Genomic DNA, 13,522 nt, shown 5'->3' with positions numbered 1-13,522 from the left:
GCATCGCAACGGGTACCACCCCCTGTGGAGGCTCCAGCCACGCGGCCCCCGAATGCGCCGGCGCCCCCTCACGCGGTGCGCTGTGTGCCTGCTTCGAAAGGCACCCGGTTTGAGCCCTGTCATTGCCTCCGTCCCCTCGAGCCACGTCTACGTGCGTCACCTCAGCTCGCCCGACGACATCGGCTCTGTCATCCGCCTTCCCGACCCGAAGCCACGGGCGGATGTTCCCGATGCGCAGTGGTGGCCGCCGCGGATGCTGGAGCCGGGATGGGTCGGGAGCCATGCCGACGAGTTCGACCTCATGCACGTGCACTTCGGGTTCGATGCCGTCTCACCCTCCGAGCTGGCCGAGCTGGTTGTCGAGCTGCGTCGGCACGACAAGCCGCTCGTCGTCACGGTCCACGACCTGCGCAACCCGCACCACGTCGAGCCCGAGCTCCACGCCGCCCAGCAGGGCGTGCTGGTCGAGTCGGCGAACCGGGTGCTGACCCTCACGCCCGGCGCTGCCGCGGAGATCCGCGCGCGCTGGGGCCGGAAAGCCCTCGTCGTGCCACACCCCCACGTCGTGGAGCCGGAGCGTGCCGCCGTGGCGCGCAAACCACATGAGGGCTTCGTCATCGGCGTGCACGTCAAGAGCCTTCGAGCCGGAATGGACCCGTTGCCCGTCATCGACGAGATCGTCGCGGTCCTGGGTGAGCTGCCGGGGGCGAGACTGCGGGTCGACGCGCACACGGATGTCATGACTCCGGGCTACGACCGTCACGCTCCCGACCTCGCCGCGCACCTGCACCGGCTCGAGGCGGCGGGCCTCGTGGACCTGCACGTGCACGACTTCTTCACCGACGACGAGCTGTGGGACTACCTCCAGTCGCTCGACGTCTCCGTGCTCCCCTACCGGTTCGGCACGCATTCCGGGTGGCTCGAGGCCTGCTACGACCTCGGCACCGTCGTGGCCGCCCCCGACTTCGGCTACTACGCCGACCAGCGGCCGTGCCTGACGTATGCCGCCCAGGGCAGCGGGCGCGTCGAGTCAGGCGCGCCTGCGCTGGGTGACGTCCTGCGCCGGGCCTTCGTGGAACGCCCCCAGTGGCGTGCGGACCCTGGCGACCGCCGTCGCGAGCGGGCGGAGATCGCCAGGGTGCACGAGCAGGTCTACTCGGACGTCCTTGCGGTGGTGAGGGACAGGGGTGCTGCATGCACGTCGTGATCATCGCCTCCTCGACCTATCCGATCGCGGAGCCCTTCGCGGGCGGCCTGGAGTCGCTGACGTGGCACCTGGCCCGGGGTCTGCGCGAGCGCGACGTCGACGTCACGGTCTTCGCCGCCCCCGGTAGTGACCCCGTCCTGGACGTCACGCACCTGGACGTCCCGCCTCTCAGCCTCAGCGACGCGGCCCGTGCCGACGTCGCGATGGTGCCCGAGTCGTGGCTGCGCACCCACCACGCCTACCTGCAGGTGATGCTCTCGTTGAGGCAGCGACACGACGTCGACATCGTGCACAACAACAGCCTCCACCACCTGCCCGTGGCCATGGCTGACTCGCTGCCCATGCCGACCCTCACGACGCTCCACACGCCACCGACACCGTGGCTGGAGCCGGCAGTCGACATCGCCATGTCGAGGTCCGGGCACCCCCGGAACCACTTCACGGCGGTGAGCTCGCACACGGCCAGGTCCTGGTCGCACGTCACACCGGCGCGAGTCGTCCACAACGGCATCGACGTCCGCAGGTGGACGGCCGGCGTCGGCGGCAGCCACCTGGCCTGGGCCGGACGCATCGTCCCCGAGAAGGCCCCGCACCGCGCCATCGCGATGGCGCGGGCCTCCGGCCGTCGCCTGCTGCTCGCGGGTCCGGTCGGAGACCGCGACTACTTCGAGCTGCAGGTGGCCCCGCTCCTGGGCGGCGGTGTCGAGTACGTCGGCCACCTCGGCACCGACGAGCTCGTCACCCTGTTCGGCTCGAGCGCGGCGACGCTCGTCACCCCGGAGTGGGACGAGCCCTACGGTCTCGTCGCGGCCGAGTCCCTCTCCTGTGGCACCCCGGTGGTCGCCCTGGACCGCGGCGGCCTGCGCGAGTTCGTGCACCCGAGTGTGGGCATGCTCCTGCCACCGGACGTGTCGGACGAGACCGCCGCGCACGCGGTCGAGCGTGCCGTGCGCCTCGACCGTGCCGCCTGCCGTATGCATGCGGAGACCACCTGCTCGGTGAGCCGCATGGTCGACGACTACGTGAGCGTCTACCACGCGCTCGTGTCGCAGGTGGGAGCGGCATGATCGGCTACTACGTGCACCACCACGGCAACGGGCACCTCATGCGCTTCCTGTCCGTCGCCCGCGAGCTGCGCTCCCCGGTGACGGGTCTCGGCTCGATGCCTCGGCCGGCCTCCTGGAGTGGGCCGTGGGTCCGGCTCGAGCGCGACGACAGCGCGGGTCCCGCCGAGGTCCATGCCCTCGACGTGACGGCCCGCGGCACGTTGCACTGGGTGCCGCGCCATGACCCGGGCCTCGCCGACCGGACGGCGCGGCTCACGTCGTGGATCGCGGACGCCCGGCCGGCTCTCATGGTCGTGGACGTGTCGGTCGAGGTGTCCGTGCTTGCCCGGCTCGCCGGCGTGCCCGTGGTGGTCGTGGCCATGCCTGGCGCCCGGTGGGACCGCCCGCACCGGCTCGCGTACGACCTCGCCGACGCACTGCTCGCGCCGTGGCCCGAAGGCGCGCACACCGCCGGCTGGCCCGACGCGTGGCGCCGCAAGCTGTGGGCCGTCGGCGGCGTCTCCCGCTTCGACGCGCGCACCGTCCCGAGCGTCGGCTCCGGCGCCTCGGTGGCCGGCCGCGACACGCCCCGCCGGGTACTGCTCGTGTGGGGCGCCGGCGGCACCGACGTGACCGAAGCCGACGTGGCGGCGGCCCGGGCAGCCACCCCCGGCTGGCAGTGGGTCGAGCGCAGTCCGCAGTCGCCCTCCCCCGACCTCTGGTCCGACCTCCGGGCCGCCGACGTCGTCGTCACCCACGCGGGGCAGGGCGCGGTCGCCGACGTGGCGGCCGCACGCCGCCCGGCGGTCGTCGTCCCGCAGCGCCGGCCGTTCGACGAGCAGGGGGCCACCGCTGCCGCCGTGGCACGACTCCGGGCGGGTGTGGGGCTGCGGCGCTGGCCACGCGATGCCGCGGACTGGCCCGGGCTGCTGGACCACGCCCTCGCGATCGGGGGCGACGGCTGGGCCAGGTGGTCGTCGGGACACGGGGCTGCCGACGCGGCGACCCGGCTCGATGCGATGGCCGGCACGGCCCCCTCGGACGGGGCACGGACCCCGGGGCGAGCCGTGCCTGAGACCGTGGAAGCGCCGCCTGCCCCGGCACGAGCCGCGTCGTGACGGCGCACCGGGCGGCGGTGGTGACCATCGTGCATCGCCGGCACGACCACCTCGCCAGGCTGCTGTCGGGGCTGGCGGTGCAGACACGGCCGCCCGACGTCCTCGTCGTCGTCGCCATGGACGACGACGACGTCGAACCGGTGGTGCGCCGCAGCCCGCTCGCAGAGCACGTGCCCACCGTCGTGGTCCCCTCGATCGGGCGGGTCCGCGGGCGTCTGCCCCTGGCGGCTGCACGCAACCTCGGTGCGGCCAGCGCGGTGCAGCTGGGAGCCACCCGGCTCGTCGTGCTCGACGTCGACTGCATCCCGTCTCCGCGACTGGTCGAGCGGTACTGCGCCGTGATGGAGGCGGACGACGCCCGTCGACCTCTCATCTGGGCCGGCGAGGTGGCGTACCTGCCGCCTGCCCCTGCCGGCCGCGACTACCTCGAGCTCGACCTGGACGCGCTGGCCGCCCCACACGGCGCCCGGCCTGTGCTTGCCCCGGACGAGGTGCGCGTGGCCGATGACCTGCGTCTGTTCTGGTCCCTGTCCTTCGCGACCACGGCGCGGACCTGGGCCGCGGCCGGTGGCTTCGACGAGGCGTACGTCGGCTACGGCGGCGAGGACACCGATTTCGGCCAGCGACTGGCGCACCTCGGCGGGGCCATGGTCTGGGTCGGTGGGGCCCGCGCCTACCACCAGCACCATCCGACGAATGACCCGCCCACGCAGCACCTCGACGACATCGTGGCCAACGCGAACCGTTTCGCACGGCGCTGGGGCTGGTGGCCCATGGAGGGCTGGCTCGAGGCATTCGCAACGCTCGGCCTCGCGCGTCGCGACCCCGGCGGTCGGTGGCGCACGACCACGGGCGACACCGCCTGACGCGGCCCGCGACCAGGGCACTGACGGTGGTCTTGCCGGGGCGGGCGGCGTGGGGCGATGATGTGCGCGCCACCGCCTGTGCCACGTGGTTGGAGCCAGGCGGTGGCGCTCCTGACGCCCTACCCAGAGCGGTTCGAGTCTGACGAACGCACCCCGCCGTGGACGTCGAACAGGAGCCCGGTCTGCGTCCGGCCGCCGTGTCCGGTCTTACGTCCGGGGCCTCACGTCCCGGGCCTCACGTCCGGTCGTCGTCACCCGCAGGGTCGTCGGCCGGGTCACCGCCGTCGGCAGCTGGCGGTGCGGTCGAGGAGCTGCCACGGCCCCATGACCGCTCGACCCGGAGCGGCCCGGTGTCGGTCGGCAACGAGGCGACGTCGTGCGAGAGCTGGAGCTCTCGGACCGCCCGCAGCGAGTCGCTGATGAGCGAGCCGTAGACGGGCCACGCGTCCGGATCGGGCAGGGGCGTCGTGCGCACCTCCTCGCGCAGGACCTCGAGCACGCCGAGCGCGCGCTCCGTCGCGTCCGCAAACGCTGCGTCGGCCACGTCGTCGTGCCGGCCCAGCTGCTCGACGGCCGTCGCCAGCGCGTCGAGGGCGTCGGCGTACCGGTGCAGGAAGGTCGGTGACGGAGCTGGTTGCTGGCGGTCGGCGTCGCCAGCATCGACCAGGGTGCGGGCGATGCCGGTGACCTGCCAGAGCATCCGCCGGAGGGCGTTGACGGTGTGCTCGTACCCCTCCCAGTCGACGTCGACGGGGCGCAGGTTGTCACGCGGGTTGAGACGAGTGCTCTCGCGGCCGGTGTGGATGTCCTCGATCACCAGCGGCGCACGGTCGGCGATCGCGCTGCCGCGGCGGTACCACGCCTGCGCGCTGTCGTGGCTCCACTCGCCGCGCACGCCGGCGGCCATCTCCTCGAGCAGGTCGTGGACCTGACGGCCGAGCGCTGCCACTCGCTGACGGGGCTTGGTCAGGTGCAGGGGCGCGAACACGACGGCGTTGACCGCAACGCCGATCAGCCCGCCAATCACCGTCTCGACGATGGTGAGGTAGGTGAACTGCTCATCGGTGCCCTTCACCGTGATGAAGGAGAGCAGCACCATGGTGGGCACCTGGATGCCGTGGTCGCCGAGCCTCCCCCAGCGACCGATGACCAGCGCGAAGAGAAGGACCCCGAGCATCGACCACCAGGTGATGCCGACGAGGATGGCCACCACCCACGCCACGGCGAGACCGAGGACCACCGCCGCGATGCGTTGCACACTGGCCGCGAGCGAGCGGACCATCGTGCGGTCGACGACGAGCAGGGCCGCCATCGGGGCGTAGAAGGGCGCGGAGCTGTGCAGCACGTGCAGCGCGAACTGCCAGGCCACGACCGCTGCCACGGCCGACTTGACCAGCAGCAGCAGCGCGTCGCGCTCGGGCCCGGGCTGCCTCAGCGCACGCCCGAGCGCGCGGAGGCGGGTCGTCGTGTCGTCTCGCCACGTGCTCACCATCACTCCTTGGCGAGTGGGGTGAGGGGGTGCCCCACTCCGGGGCCACGTACCCACGTCACCACGAGCTCGGACGCCGACGGGCGTCACACGTCCCACGGCCACGTCGCGGCCGCGCGAGCACCGGCTCTGGGCCCGAGGCGGACCAGCACTCCCGCAGCGGATGGTCACACTTGCGGCGCCCCGGGTGCGATGATGCAGTCATGACCGACCTGAGACAGTCGTCGGCCTACGATTTCGCCTCTCTCGCGCGCAGCCTGGTCGAGACGGATGGGTTCGATTCGACGCTGGAGACGATCGTGGGCAGTGCCGTCGAGCTCATCCCCTGCCGGTGGGCAGCCGTCGCCGTGAGCCCGCACCTGACCGACCACGCCGCCAAGCACTCGGCGAGCTCCGACGAGGCCTTCGGCGCCACCGTCGCGCGCATCGCCAGCCGCGCGGGCACGAGTCCCGGCATCGCCGCCTTCGACGAGGGGGGCACCGTCCACTCACCCGACCTGGCCTGCGACGACCGGTTCCCGGACTACCGCGACGGCATCCTGCAGGAGACTGCCGTGCGCTCGGTCCTCTCGGTGGCCATCCGCGTGCACGACACGACGGTCGGGGTGCTCACCATGTATGCCGCCGAGCCGGGTGCGTTCGACGCCGAGGCCGTCGAGCGGGCCCACCTGCTGACCGAGCACGCGGCCCTCGCCATCGCTGCCGAGATCAGTGGCGACCGCGCCGACAACCTCGAGGTGGCCCTGCGCAACAGCCGCACGATCGGCGCGGCCATCGGCATCCTGACGGAACGCCTGCGCATCCCCTCCGGTCAGGCCTTCGATCGCCTGCGGCAGGCCAGCCAGCAGAGCAACCGCAAGCTCAGCGCCCTCGCGGCCGAGCTCGTCGAGACCGGAACCCTCTCCGGACCGCTGGAAGACGTGCTCAGAGGGCGCTGAGTCCCCCGCATCGCCCGCACTCGACCCGCAGCATGGCTGCGGCGGCCGCGGCCCCGTCGCCCGACTGGACGGCCTCAGCGACGTCGCCGTGGGCGCGCACCACCGAGGCGCCGGGCGGCGAGGAGGGCAGCTCGCCGACGACGTCACCGAGCGCGGCGAGCATCTCGTTGCCCGATGCCGCGAGCAGCGTCGCGTGGAACAGCTGGTCGGCCCGCAGGTACGCCTCGAGGTCCCCGGACTTCGCGTGCACCGCCATCTGCACCACCGCCCCGACCATCGCCCCGCACTGCTCCGGGCTCGCGTGCGCCGCCGCCAGCTCGGCGGCCACCGGCTCGATCCCGCGCCGCAGGTCACCCAGCGACAGCAGCTGCTCCTCACGCCCCGGGCCGTCCAGACGCCACCGGATCACCCGCGGGTCGAACACGTTCCACGACGAGCTCGGCAGCACGCGTACGCCCAGGCGCTTGCGCGCCTCGACCAGGCCCATCGAGTCGAGCACCCGCACCGCCTCGCGCACGACCGACCGGGACACGCCGTGGCGCTCGTCGAGCTGGTCGATGCGCAGCACCGTCCCGGCCGGCAGGTCACCCGCGACGATCTCGCGTGCGAGCGTGTCGAGGAGCCGTGCGTGCAAGGCCCGAGACACGGGGGCTCCGATGGCGCCGGTGGTGCTCATGAGGCCTCCTGGGGCTCTGCGGGCGGACTGGGAAAGAGGACAAGGAAAGGGCCGGTGCCGCGCGGGCTGCGCGGCACCGGCCCTGTGGGGGTCAGTCGACGACGGTGCCGTCGGGCTGCACGAGGTGGCCCTGCCGGGCCTTGCGCAGCTCGGTCTCGTTACGGATCTCGCGGAAGCGCTGGTCGCTCAGCGGGTACTTCCAGAAGATCACCATCGCGATGAGAGCGACCAGGGCGGGCAGCAGGCCGATGGTGAATCGGATGGCCGTGACCGCCGACTCGGGCTGCACCGGGTTCGGCACCGCCGCGGTGGCGGACAGGTAGCCGCCGAAGGCGAGGGCTGCGGCACCGACCGCGCCGCCGATCGACTGGGTGATCTTGCGCGTGAAGGAGAAGACCGCGTACGTCGCACCCTCGGAGCGCGTGCCCGACTTCCACTCGCCGTACTCGACCGTGTCGGCCTCCAGCCCGAACATGATCGTGTTGATCAGTGCGGCGCCGATTCCCTTGATGCCGAGGAAGATCAGAGCAGGAGCGGCCGCGCCGGTCGGGGTGAAGAAGAGGCCGATGCCGCCCACGACGGTGAACAGGCCACACCACTGGAAGAGGGACTTCTTGCCGAAGCGGTCGACGAGCTTCGGGATGAACGGAGCCGCGACGATGGAGATGCCGCTGTTGACGAGGGTGATCGGGCCGAGCCACTTGATGTCGCCCATGACGTACTGCGCGTAGTAGGCCGAGGCGCCACCGACGGCGAACAGCCCGATCAGGTAGAAGAAGCTCGCGGCGCACAGGTAGCCCAGCGGCTTGTTGCTGCGGAGCGTGTCCCAGGTCTCACGCAGGGACACCCGAGGGGCGGTGCGCACGACCTGCTCGCGGCAGAGGTACCAGGTGACGAGGTAGGCCAGCGAGCCGATGACGATGAAGAGCAGGGTCGTCTGGGTGAAGATCGCCTGGACCTTCTCCTGGTACTGGGCGGCGCTCAGCGTCTTCTTCTCCGACTTCAGGTCGGAGATCTTCGGCGCGATGATGTAGGTGAGGACGATGCCGCCGACGGCGCCGCCGAAGAAGCGGGACGAGACCAGCTTGGCGCGCTCCTTGACCGACTGCGTCATCGCCGAGGCGAGGGAGCCGTAGGGGATGTTGACGAGCGAGTACAGCAGCCCCAGAACGGCGTACGTGACGTACGCGTACAGGAGCTTGGCGCCGTCCTCGAGCGAGCTCGGCACGTGGAACGTGAGGAAGCTGAGGAAGAGGAGCGGCACGGCGCCGAAGAGGATGAAGGGACGGAACTTGCCCATCCGCGTCATCGTCCGGTCAACGAGCCGGCCGGCGAACATGTCAGCGAAGGCGTCCCAGAGCCGCACGACGAAGAACATCGTCGCGACGGCGGCGGCCGAGAGGCCCGCGACGTCGGTGTAGTAGTACAGCAGGAACGCCGTGCTCAGCGTGAAGGCCAGGTTGTTGGCGAAGTCGCCGAACCCGTAGCCGACGACCGAGCGCTTGGGCAGCCGCTCGTCGATGAACTTCTGAGCGATCTGCTCTGTGGTGATGGAGGCCATCAGCCGAACTCCTTTGTGGGCTGGGCATTTCTGCCGGGTGATGTTTCAAGTACAGGTCCGGCGGACCGCACCCGGCAATCAGTTGCCGCTTGTTGCCGGGGTGGTGGCCGACCGGCTCTGAGCGGCGTCGGTGGCGCCCGGTCCGGGCGTGGGAACGGCGAGCAGGTCGGCGGCCGCTGCGAGCTCGCGCAGTCGCCCCGCGGCGGAGTCCCGTGCCGCGCGGTACGCGGCGACGTCGGCGGCGTCGGGGACGATCGTGTCCGCCCCCAGCGGGTCGGCATCGAGCAGGCCGGGCGCCAGCGCCTCCAGGGCGGACTCGAGCGTTGGCGCCCCTCCGATCGCGTGCAGGCCCAGGGCTGCAGCGCCGAGCGCAGACCCCTCCGCGCCGGCCGTCACGAGGAGCGGGCGGCCGAGGACTCCCCCGAGCACCTCGCGCCACAGCGGTGCGCGGAAGACACCACCGGTCGCACGGATCGACGTCACCGGGCCGACGGTGTCAAGCCCGTCGAGAACCGTGGCCAGCTGGAACGCCACGCCCTCGACGGCCGCCCGCACGAAGTGGCCCCTCGTGTGGTGCTGGCGCAGCCCGAGGAAGGCTCCTCGGACGTCGGCGTCCCAGAGCGGCCCGCGCTCGGCGAGGAGGAACGGCAGCATGACGAGCCCCTCGCTGCCGGGCGGCACGCCCGCGGCAAGCGCGAGCACGTCGGCATCGCGGTCGGGGCCTTCGGGCAGGTCCGCGGCGAGCACCGAGCCCGCCCAGCGCACGACCGCTCCCCCGTTGCTGATGGGGGTGCCGACGACCCATCTGTCGTCGGTCAGGGCGTAGCAGAAGAGCCGCCCTGTCGGGTCCGCGAACGGCTCGTCCACGACGAGCCGCAGAGCGCCGCTCGTCCCCAGCGAGAGTCCGGCGACACCGCGACGCAGCGCGCCCGTGCCGAGGTTGCCGAGCGGCCCGTCACCGGCGCCCAGCACCACCGGCGTGCCGGGCGGCAGGCCGGTGCGAGCGGCAGCCGACGCCGAGAGCGGGAGGGAGCCCGTGGTCGGCAGGACCTCGGGCAGCTGGTCGCGGCGCACCCCGGCGAGCTCGAGGGCGCGAGGGTCCCAGGTGCGGTCCGCGATGGAGAGCAGACCGGTGCCGCTGGCCGAGGACAGCTCGGTGACGACCCGTCCGGTGAGGGCGTGGACGACGAGGTCCTTGAGGCCGGCCCACGTGGCGGCTCGGGCCGTCAGCTCCGGCTCGTGACGGGAGAACCAGCGCAGCTTCGTCAGCGGCGACATCGAGTGCACCGGCGTGCCCGACGATCGCTGCAGCTCGGCCGCCGTCGGCGTCGCGCGAAGCTCTCGTGCCTCGTCCCGGGCCCGCGCGTCGGCCCACGTCACGATCGGGGTGAGCGGCTGCTGGTCGCGGTCGAGGGCGATGACCCCGTGCATGGCGGTGCTGATCGAGACGGCCTCCACCACGGTGGTGCCGTCCAGCGCAGCGACGACGTCCGAGAGCGCGCGGTCGACGGCGCGCAGGACCGCCCCGGGGTCCTGCACCCGCCAGCCCGACCGGGGTCGGACGAGCGGGTACTCGTGGACCGCCGAGACACGTTCCACCGGCCGCCACTCCCCGATGCCGAACGCGACGGCCTTGGCGGCGGTCGTGCCGACGTCGAGACCGATCACGACGCGGGGCGCACCGGTCATCGCGACCTGGCCTCGAGGTCGTGCACCTGCCGCGACACGACGGCGACGAGCCGCTCGTCGTCGAGGTCGAGCCACGCGAGCGTCCGGCGCACGGCTTCCTCGACGGTGCCGGAGGCCAGCCCGGTCACCTCGCGGGCGCGGGCGTCGGTGACGGGGGCACCGAGCCCGCGCAGGTGGGCCACCCAGGCGGCGACGAGACGCGTGGCTCCGGGCGCTGCGACACCGCGTTCGAGCTCGGCGCGGATGACGGGAACCGCACGGATCGGCACCTTCTGCGAGCCGTCGGCGGCGATCTGGGCGAGCAGGTGTCGGATGCCCCGGTTGCGGTAGCGGTCGAGCAGCGCCGCACGGTAGCTCGTCACGTCGTCGGCGGGCAGGTCGAGGTGGGGTCCTGCTGCGTCCCACCACTCCTCGACCCAGGACCTGACGACGGGGTCCGCGATCGCGTCGGCCACCCTCTCGTGCCCGAGGGCCGACGCGGCATACGCCATGAGCGAGTGAGAGCCGTTGAGCAGCCACAGCTTGCGGCGCTCGAAGGGGCGCACGTCGTCGACGACCCGCGCGCCCGCGGCGTCCCAGGCCGGTCGACCGCCCGGGAAGTCCCCGGCCAGCACCCACTCCGAGAACGGCTCGGTGGGCACGACGGCCGCGTCGTCGAAGCCGGTGAGCTCGCGCACCGCGGCACGGTCGTCGTCGGTGGTGCGGGGGGTGATGCGGTCGACCATCGTCGTCACGAACGAGACGTTGTCGTCGATCCAGGCAGCGAGGTCGGGGTCGACACGGACGGCCAGCTCGCCGACGACCCGGGCCACCATCTCGCCGTTGTCGGGCACGTTGTCGTTGGGGACGACGGCGAGAGCGCCTGCTCCCGCAGCGCGTCGCGCCAAGAGGCCCGCGACGAGACGACCGGGCGTCGTGGTGACGGCTCCGTCGACCGGATCGGCCTGCAGCGCAGCGATGTCCGCCGCCACGTCAGCATCAGTGACGTCGAGGCCACCGTCACCCGCGCGCTTGTAACCGGCCTCGGTCACCGTCGTCGTCACGACGACCACAGCAGGGTCCGCCAGGTAGCGGCGAAGCGACGGGAGGTCGTCGCCTGGGTGGACCGCGCTGAGGCTCGACACCACCTCAGGGCGCGCGCCCTGCTCACCCCGGACGAGCAGCGTGTAGAGGCCGTCCTGGGCGGACAGCGCGTCGGCGACGGCGGCCGACCGCCCCGTGAAGGCGGCGATCCCCCAGTCGTCCGCGTCGGGGGCGTGCTCGGTGTACCACGCGGCGTGCGCGCGGAAGAAGTTGCCGACACCGAGGTGGACGATGCGCACGGGGGCGGCGGGACGGCCGGCGCGCCGGCGACTCAGCCGTTCCCCCGGCACGTCGCTGACGGCATACGGCGGCTTGGACGGGGTGGGGCTCGTGCGGGTGCTCACAGCTTGAACGCCTTCCTGGGGATCGACGTCACGAGGTCGACGGCCGTCTCGAGCGCCTCGTCCTCGTCGAGGCGGTGCTCGGCGACGAGCTGGGCGAGGTAGCCGCTGTCGAGGCGGCGCGACATGTCGTGGCGCGCCGGGATGGAGAGGAACGCGCGGGTGTCGTCGATGAACCCGGAGGTGCGGTAGAAGCCGGCCGTCTCGGTGACCGCGCCGCGGAACCGGCGCACCGCCTCGGGGGCGTCGAGGAACCACCACGGGGCGCCCGCGTAGACGCTCGGGTAGAAGCCGGCGAGCGGCGCGATCTCCCGCGAGAACACCGTCTCGTCGAGGGTGAAGAGCACCAGCTGGAACCCGTCCGCTGTGCCGAACCGGTCGAGCAGCGGCTGCAGGCCCTTCGTGAACTCGACGGTCGTCGGGATGTCGTGGCCGGTGTCGGCGCCGAAGGCCTCGAACGTCGGTGTGTGGTGGTTGCGGTGGACGCCGGGGTGCAGCGTCATGACGAGGCCGTCCTCGGTCGCCATCCGCGCCATCTCCACGAGCATGTGGCGACGGAACGCCGTCGCGTCGCCCGGGCTCACGACCCCCCGCAGGGCGGCGTCGTAGATGCGGGCCGCGTCGGCGACATCGAGCACGAGCGTCTCGACGTCGGCGTGCGAGTGGTCCGACGACACGGCGCCGTTGGCCTTGAAGAAGCGGCGGCGCTCCTCGAGCGCGGCGATGTAGCCGGCATACGAGCCGGTGTCGACGCCGCTGGTGCGCGCCAGGTCGGTCATGAGGTCGGCGAAGCCGGCGCCAATCGGCTCGAGGTAGCGGTCGGGACGGAACGTCGGGACGACCCGCGGCGCGAAGCTCTCGTCGTCGCGCAGCACGCGGTGGTGGTGCAGGTCGTCGGCGGGGTCGTCCGTCGTGGCGAGGACCTCGATGCCGAACCGGTCCATCAGGGACCGGGGCCGGAAGTCGGGCCGCGCGATCGTCTCGGCGATGCGGTCGTAGATCGCGTCGGCCGTCTCGGGTGCGAGCCGCTCCGTCACGCCGAAGACGTCGGCGAGCACGCTGTCCATCCAGAAGCGGCTCGGCGTGCCCCGGAACGCCTTCCAGTGCTCGGCGAGGAGGCGGAAGGCGTTGCGGGACGCGGCGGCGTCCAGGGGCCGGCCGGCGACGCCGAGGTCGTCCAGCCGTACGCCCTGGGCGTGCAGCAGGCGGAAGACGTAGTGGTCGGGCGCGATGAGCAGCGACGTCGGGTCGGGGAACGCCACGTCGTCGGCCAGCCACGCCGGTGGCACGTGGCCGTGCGGCGAGATGATCGGCAGCGAGGCGACGGCGGCGTAGAGCCGACGGGCGATCTCGCGCGTGCCGGAATCGACGGGCAGCAGCCGATCGGGGTCGAGGGCGAGCGGTCGGGCCGCGGCAAGGGTGGTCATGCCAACCATCGTGTGCCTCGGGTGCGTGGCCGGGCTACGGGTTGCCACCTGTTGCCCAGGGCGCTTGCCACTCCTCGGCGA

11 protein-coding genes are annotated in these 13,522 nt (G+C 72.5%); 5 read left to right on the top strand and 6 right to left on the bottom strand.

Annotation, left to right across the window (positions count from 1 at the left end; genetic code table 11):
- The first annotated feature begins 109 nt into the window (after nucleotides 1-109).
- Genes ACXR8F_RS10265 through ACXR8F_RS10250 form a run of 4 tightly spaced genes read left to right on the top strand, consistent with a single transcriptional unit; the run spans nucleotide 110 to nucleotide 4,237 of the window.
- On the top strand, nucleotides 110-1,207 hold the full coding sequence (locus ACXR8F_RS10265) for a glycosyltransferase family protein (protein WP_458800183.1): 1,098 nt from the start codon (nucleotides 110-112) through the stop codon (nucleotides 1,205-1,207).
- Nucleotides 1,195-2,274 (top strand): glycosyltransferase, encoded by a 1,080-nt coding sequence (locus ACXR8F_RS10260; RefSeq protein WP_458800182.1) that lies wholly within the window; start codon nucleotides 1,195-1,197, stop codon nucleotides 2,272-2,274. Before ACXR8F_RS10265 ends, ACXR8F_RS10260 begins: the two co-directional genes overlap by 13 nt.
- A complete protein-coding gene (locus tag ACXR8F_RS10255) occupies nucleotides 2,271-3,371 on the top strand; it encodes a glycosyltransferase (RefSeq protein WP_458800181.1) in 1,101 nt (366 codons plus the stop codon). The genes ACXR8F_RS10260 and ACXR8F_RS10255 overlap by 4 nt, the downstream gene beginning before the upstream one ends.
- Nucleotides 3,368-4,237, top strand: coding sequence for a glycosyltransferase family 2 protein (locus ACXR8F_RS10250; protein WP_458800180.1), 870 nt, complete (start codon nucleotides 3,368-3,370; stop codon nucleotides 4,235-4,237). Before ACXR8F_RS10255 ends, ACXR8F_RS10250 begins: the two co-directional genes overlap by 4 nt.
- A 235-nt stretch (nucleotides 4,238-4,472) precedes the next feature.
- On the opposite strand, the gene ACXR8F_RS10245 is transcribed toward ACXR8F_RS10250, so the two are convergent.
- Nucleotides 4,473-5,726, bottom strand: a complete 1,254-nt coding sequence (locus ACXR8F_RS10245) for an FUSC family protein (RefSeq protein WP_458800178.1) — start codon at nucleotides 5,724-5,726, stop codon at nucleotides 4,473-4,475.
- Between the two features lie 203 nt (nucleotides 5,727-5,929).
- Here ACXR8F_RS10245 and ACXR8F_RS10240 point away from each other — a divergent pair, with 203 nt between their 5' ends.
- Nucleotides 5,930-6,664 carry a GAF and ANTAR domain-containing protein gene (locus ACXR8F_RS10240; protein ID WP_458800177.1) on the top strand — a complete coding sequence of 245 codons (735 nt, stop codon included), beginning with the start codon at nucleotides 5,930-5,932 and terminating at the stop codon, nucleotides 6,662-6,664.
- Here the strand turns inward: ACXR8F_RS10240 and ACXR8F_RS10235 are convergent.
- The 5 genes from ACXR8F_RS10235 to uxaC all read right to left on the bottom strand — a co-directional run bounded on the left by ACXR8F_RS10235 (nucleotide 6,651) and on the right by uxaC (nucleotide 13,441).
- Nucleotides 6,651-7,340, bottom strand: a complete 690-nt coding sequence (locus ACXR8F_RS10235; RefSeq protein ID WP_458800175.1) for a FadR/GntR family transcriptional regulator — start codon at nucleotides 7,338-7,340, stop codon at nucleotides 6,651-6,653. The genes ACXR8F_RS10240 and ACXR8F_RS10235 overlap by 14 nt on opposite strands.
- A 91-nt stretch (nucleotides 7,341-7,431) precedes the next feature.
- Complete coding sequence (locus tag ACXR8F_RS10230) at nucleotides 7,432-8,901, bottom strand: glycoside-pentoside-hexuronide (GPH):cation symporter (protein ID WP_458800173.1); 1,470 nt, start codon at nucleotides 8,899-8,901, stop codon at nucleotides 7,432-7,434.
- Between the two features lie 78 nt (nucleotides 8,902-8,979).
- The gene (locus ACXR8F_RS10225) at nucleotides 8,980-10,590 is read right to left on the bottom strand and encodes a gluconokinase (protein ID WP_458800171.1); all 1,611 of its coding nucleotides are present in this window, start codon (nucleotides 10,588-10,590) and stop codon (nucleotides 8,980-8,982) included.
- Nucleotides 10,587-12,017 carry a mannitol dehydrogenase family protein gene (locus tag ACXR8F_RS10220; protein WP_458800170.1) on the bottom strand — a complete coding sequence of 477 codons (1,431 nt, stop codon included), beginning with the start codon at nucleotides 12,015-12,017 and terminating at the stop codon, nucleotides 10,587-10,589. The genes ACXR8F_RS10225 and ACXR8F_RS10220 overlap by 4 nt, the downstream gene beginning before the upstream one ends.
- Nucleotides 12,014-13,441, bottom strand: a complete 1,428-nt coding sequence (gene uxaC / locus ACXR8F_RS10215; RefSeq protein ID WP_458800169.1) for a glucuronate isomerase — start codon at nucleotides 13,439-13,441, stop codon at nucleotides 12,014-12,016. The genes ACXR8F_RS10220 and uxaC overlap by 4 nt, the downstream gene beginning before the upstream one ends.
- Nucleotides 13,442-13,522: the final 81 nt, after the last annotated feature.

The organism is Terrabacter sp. AAH1 (assembly GCF_054456855.1).
The sequence above is the reverse complement of the archived record's forward strand: the minus strand, read 5'-3'. Positions and strand labels throughout refer to the sequence as shown.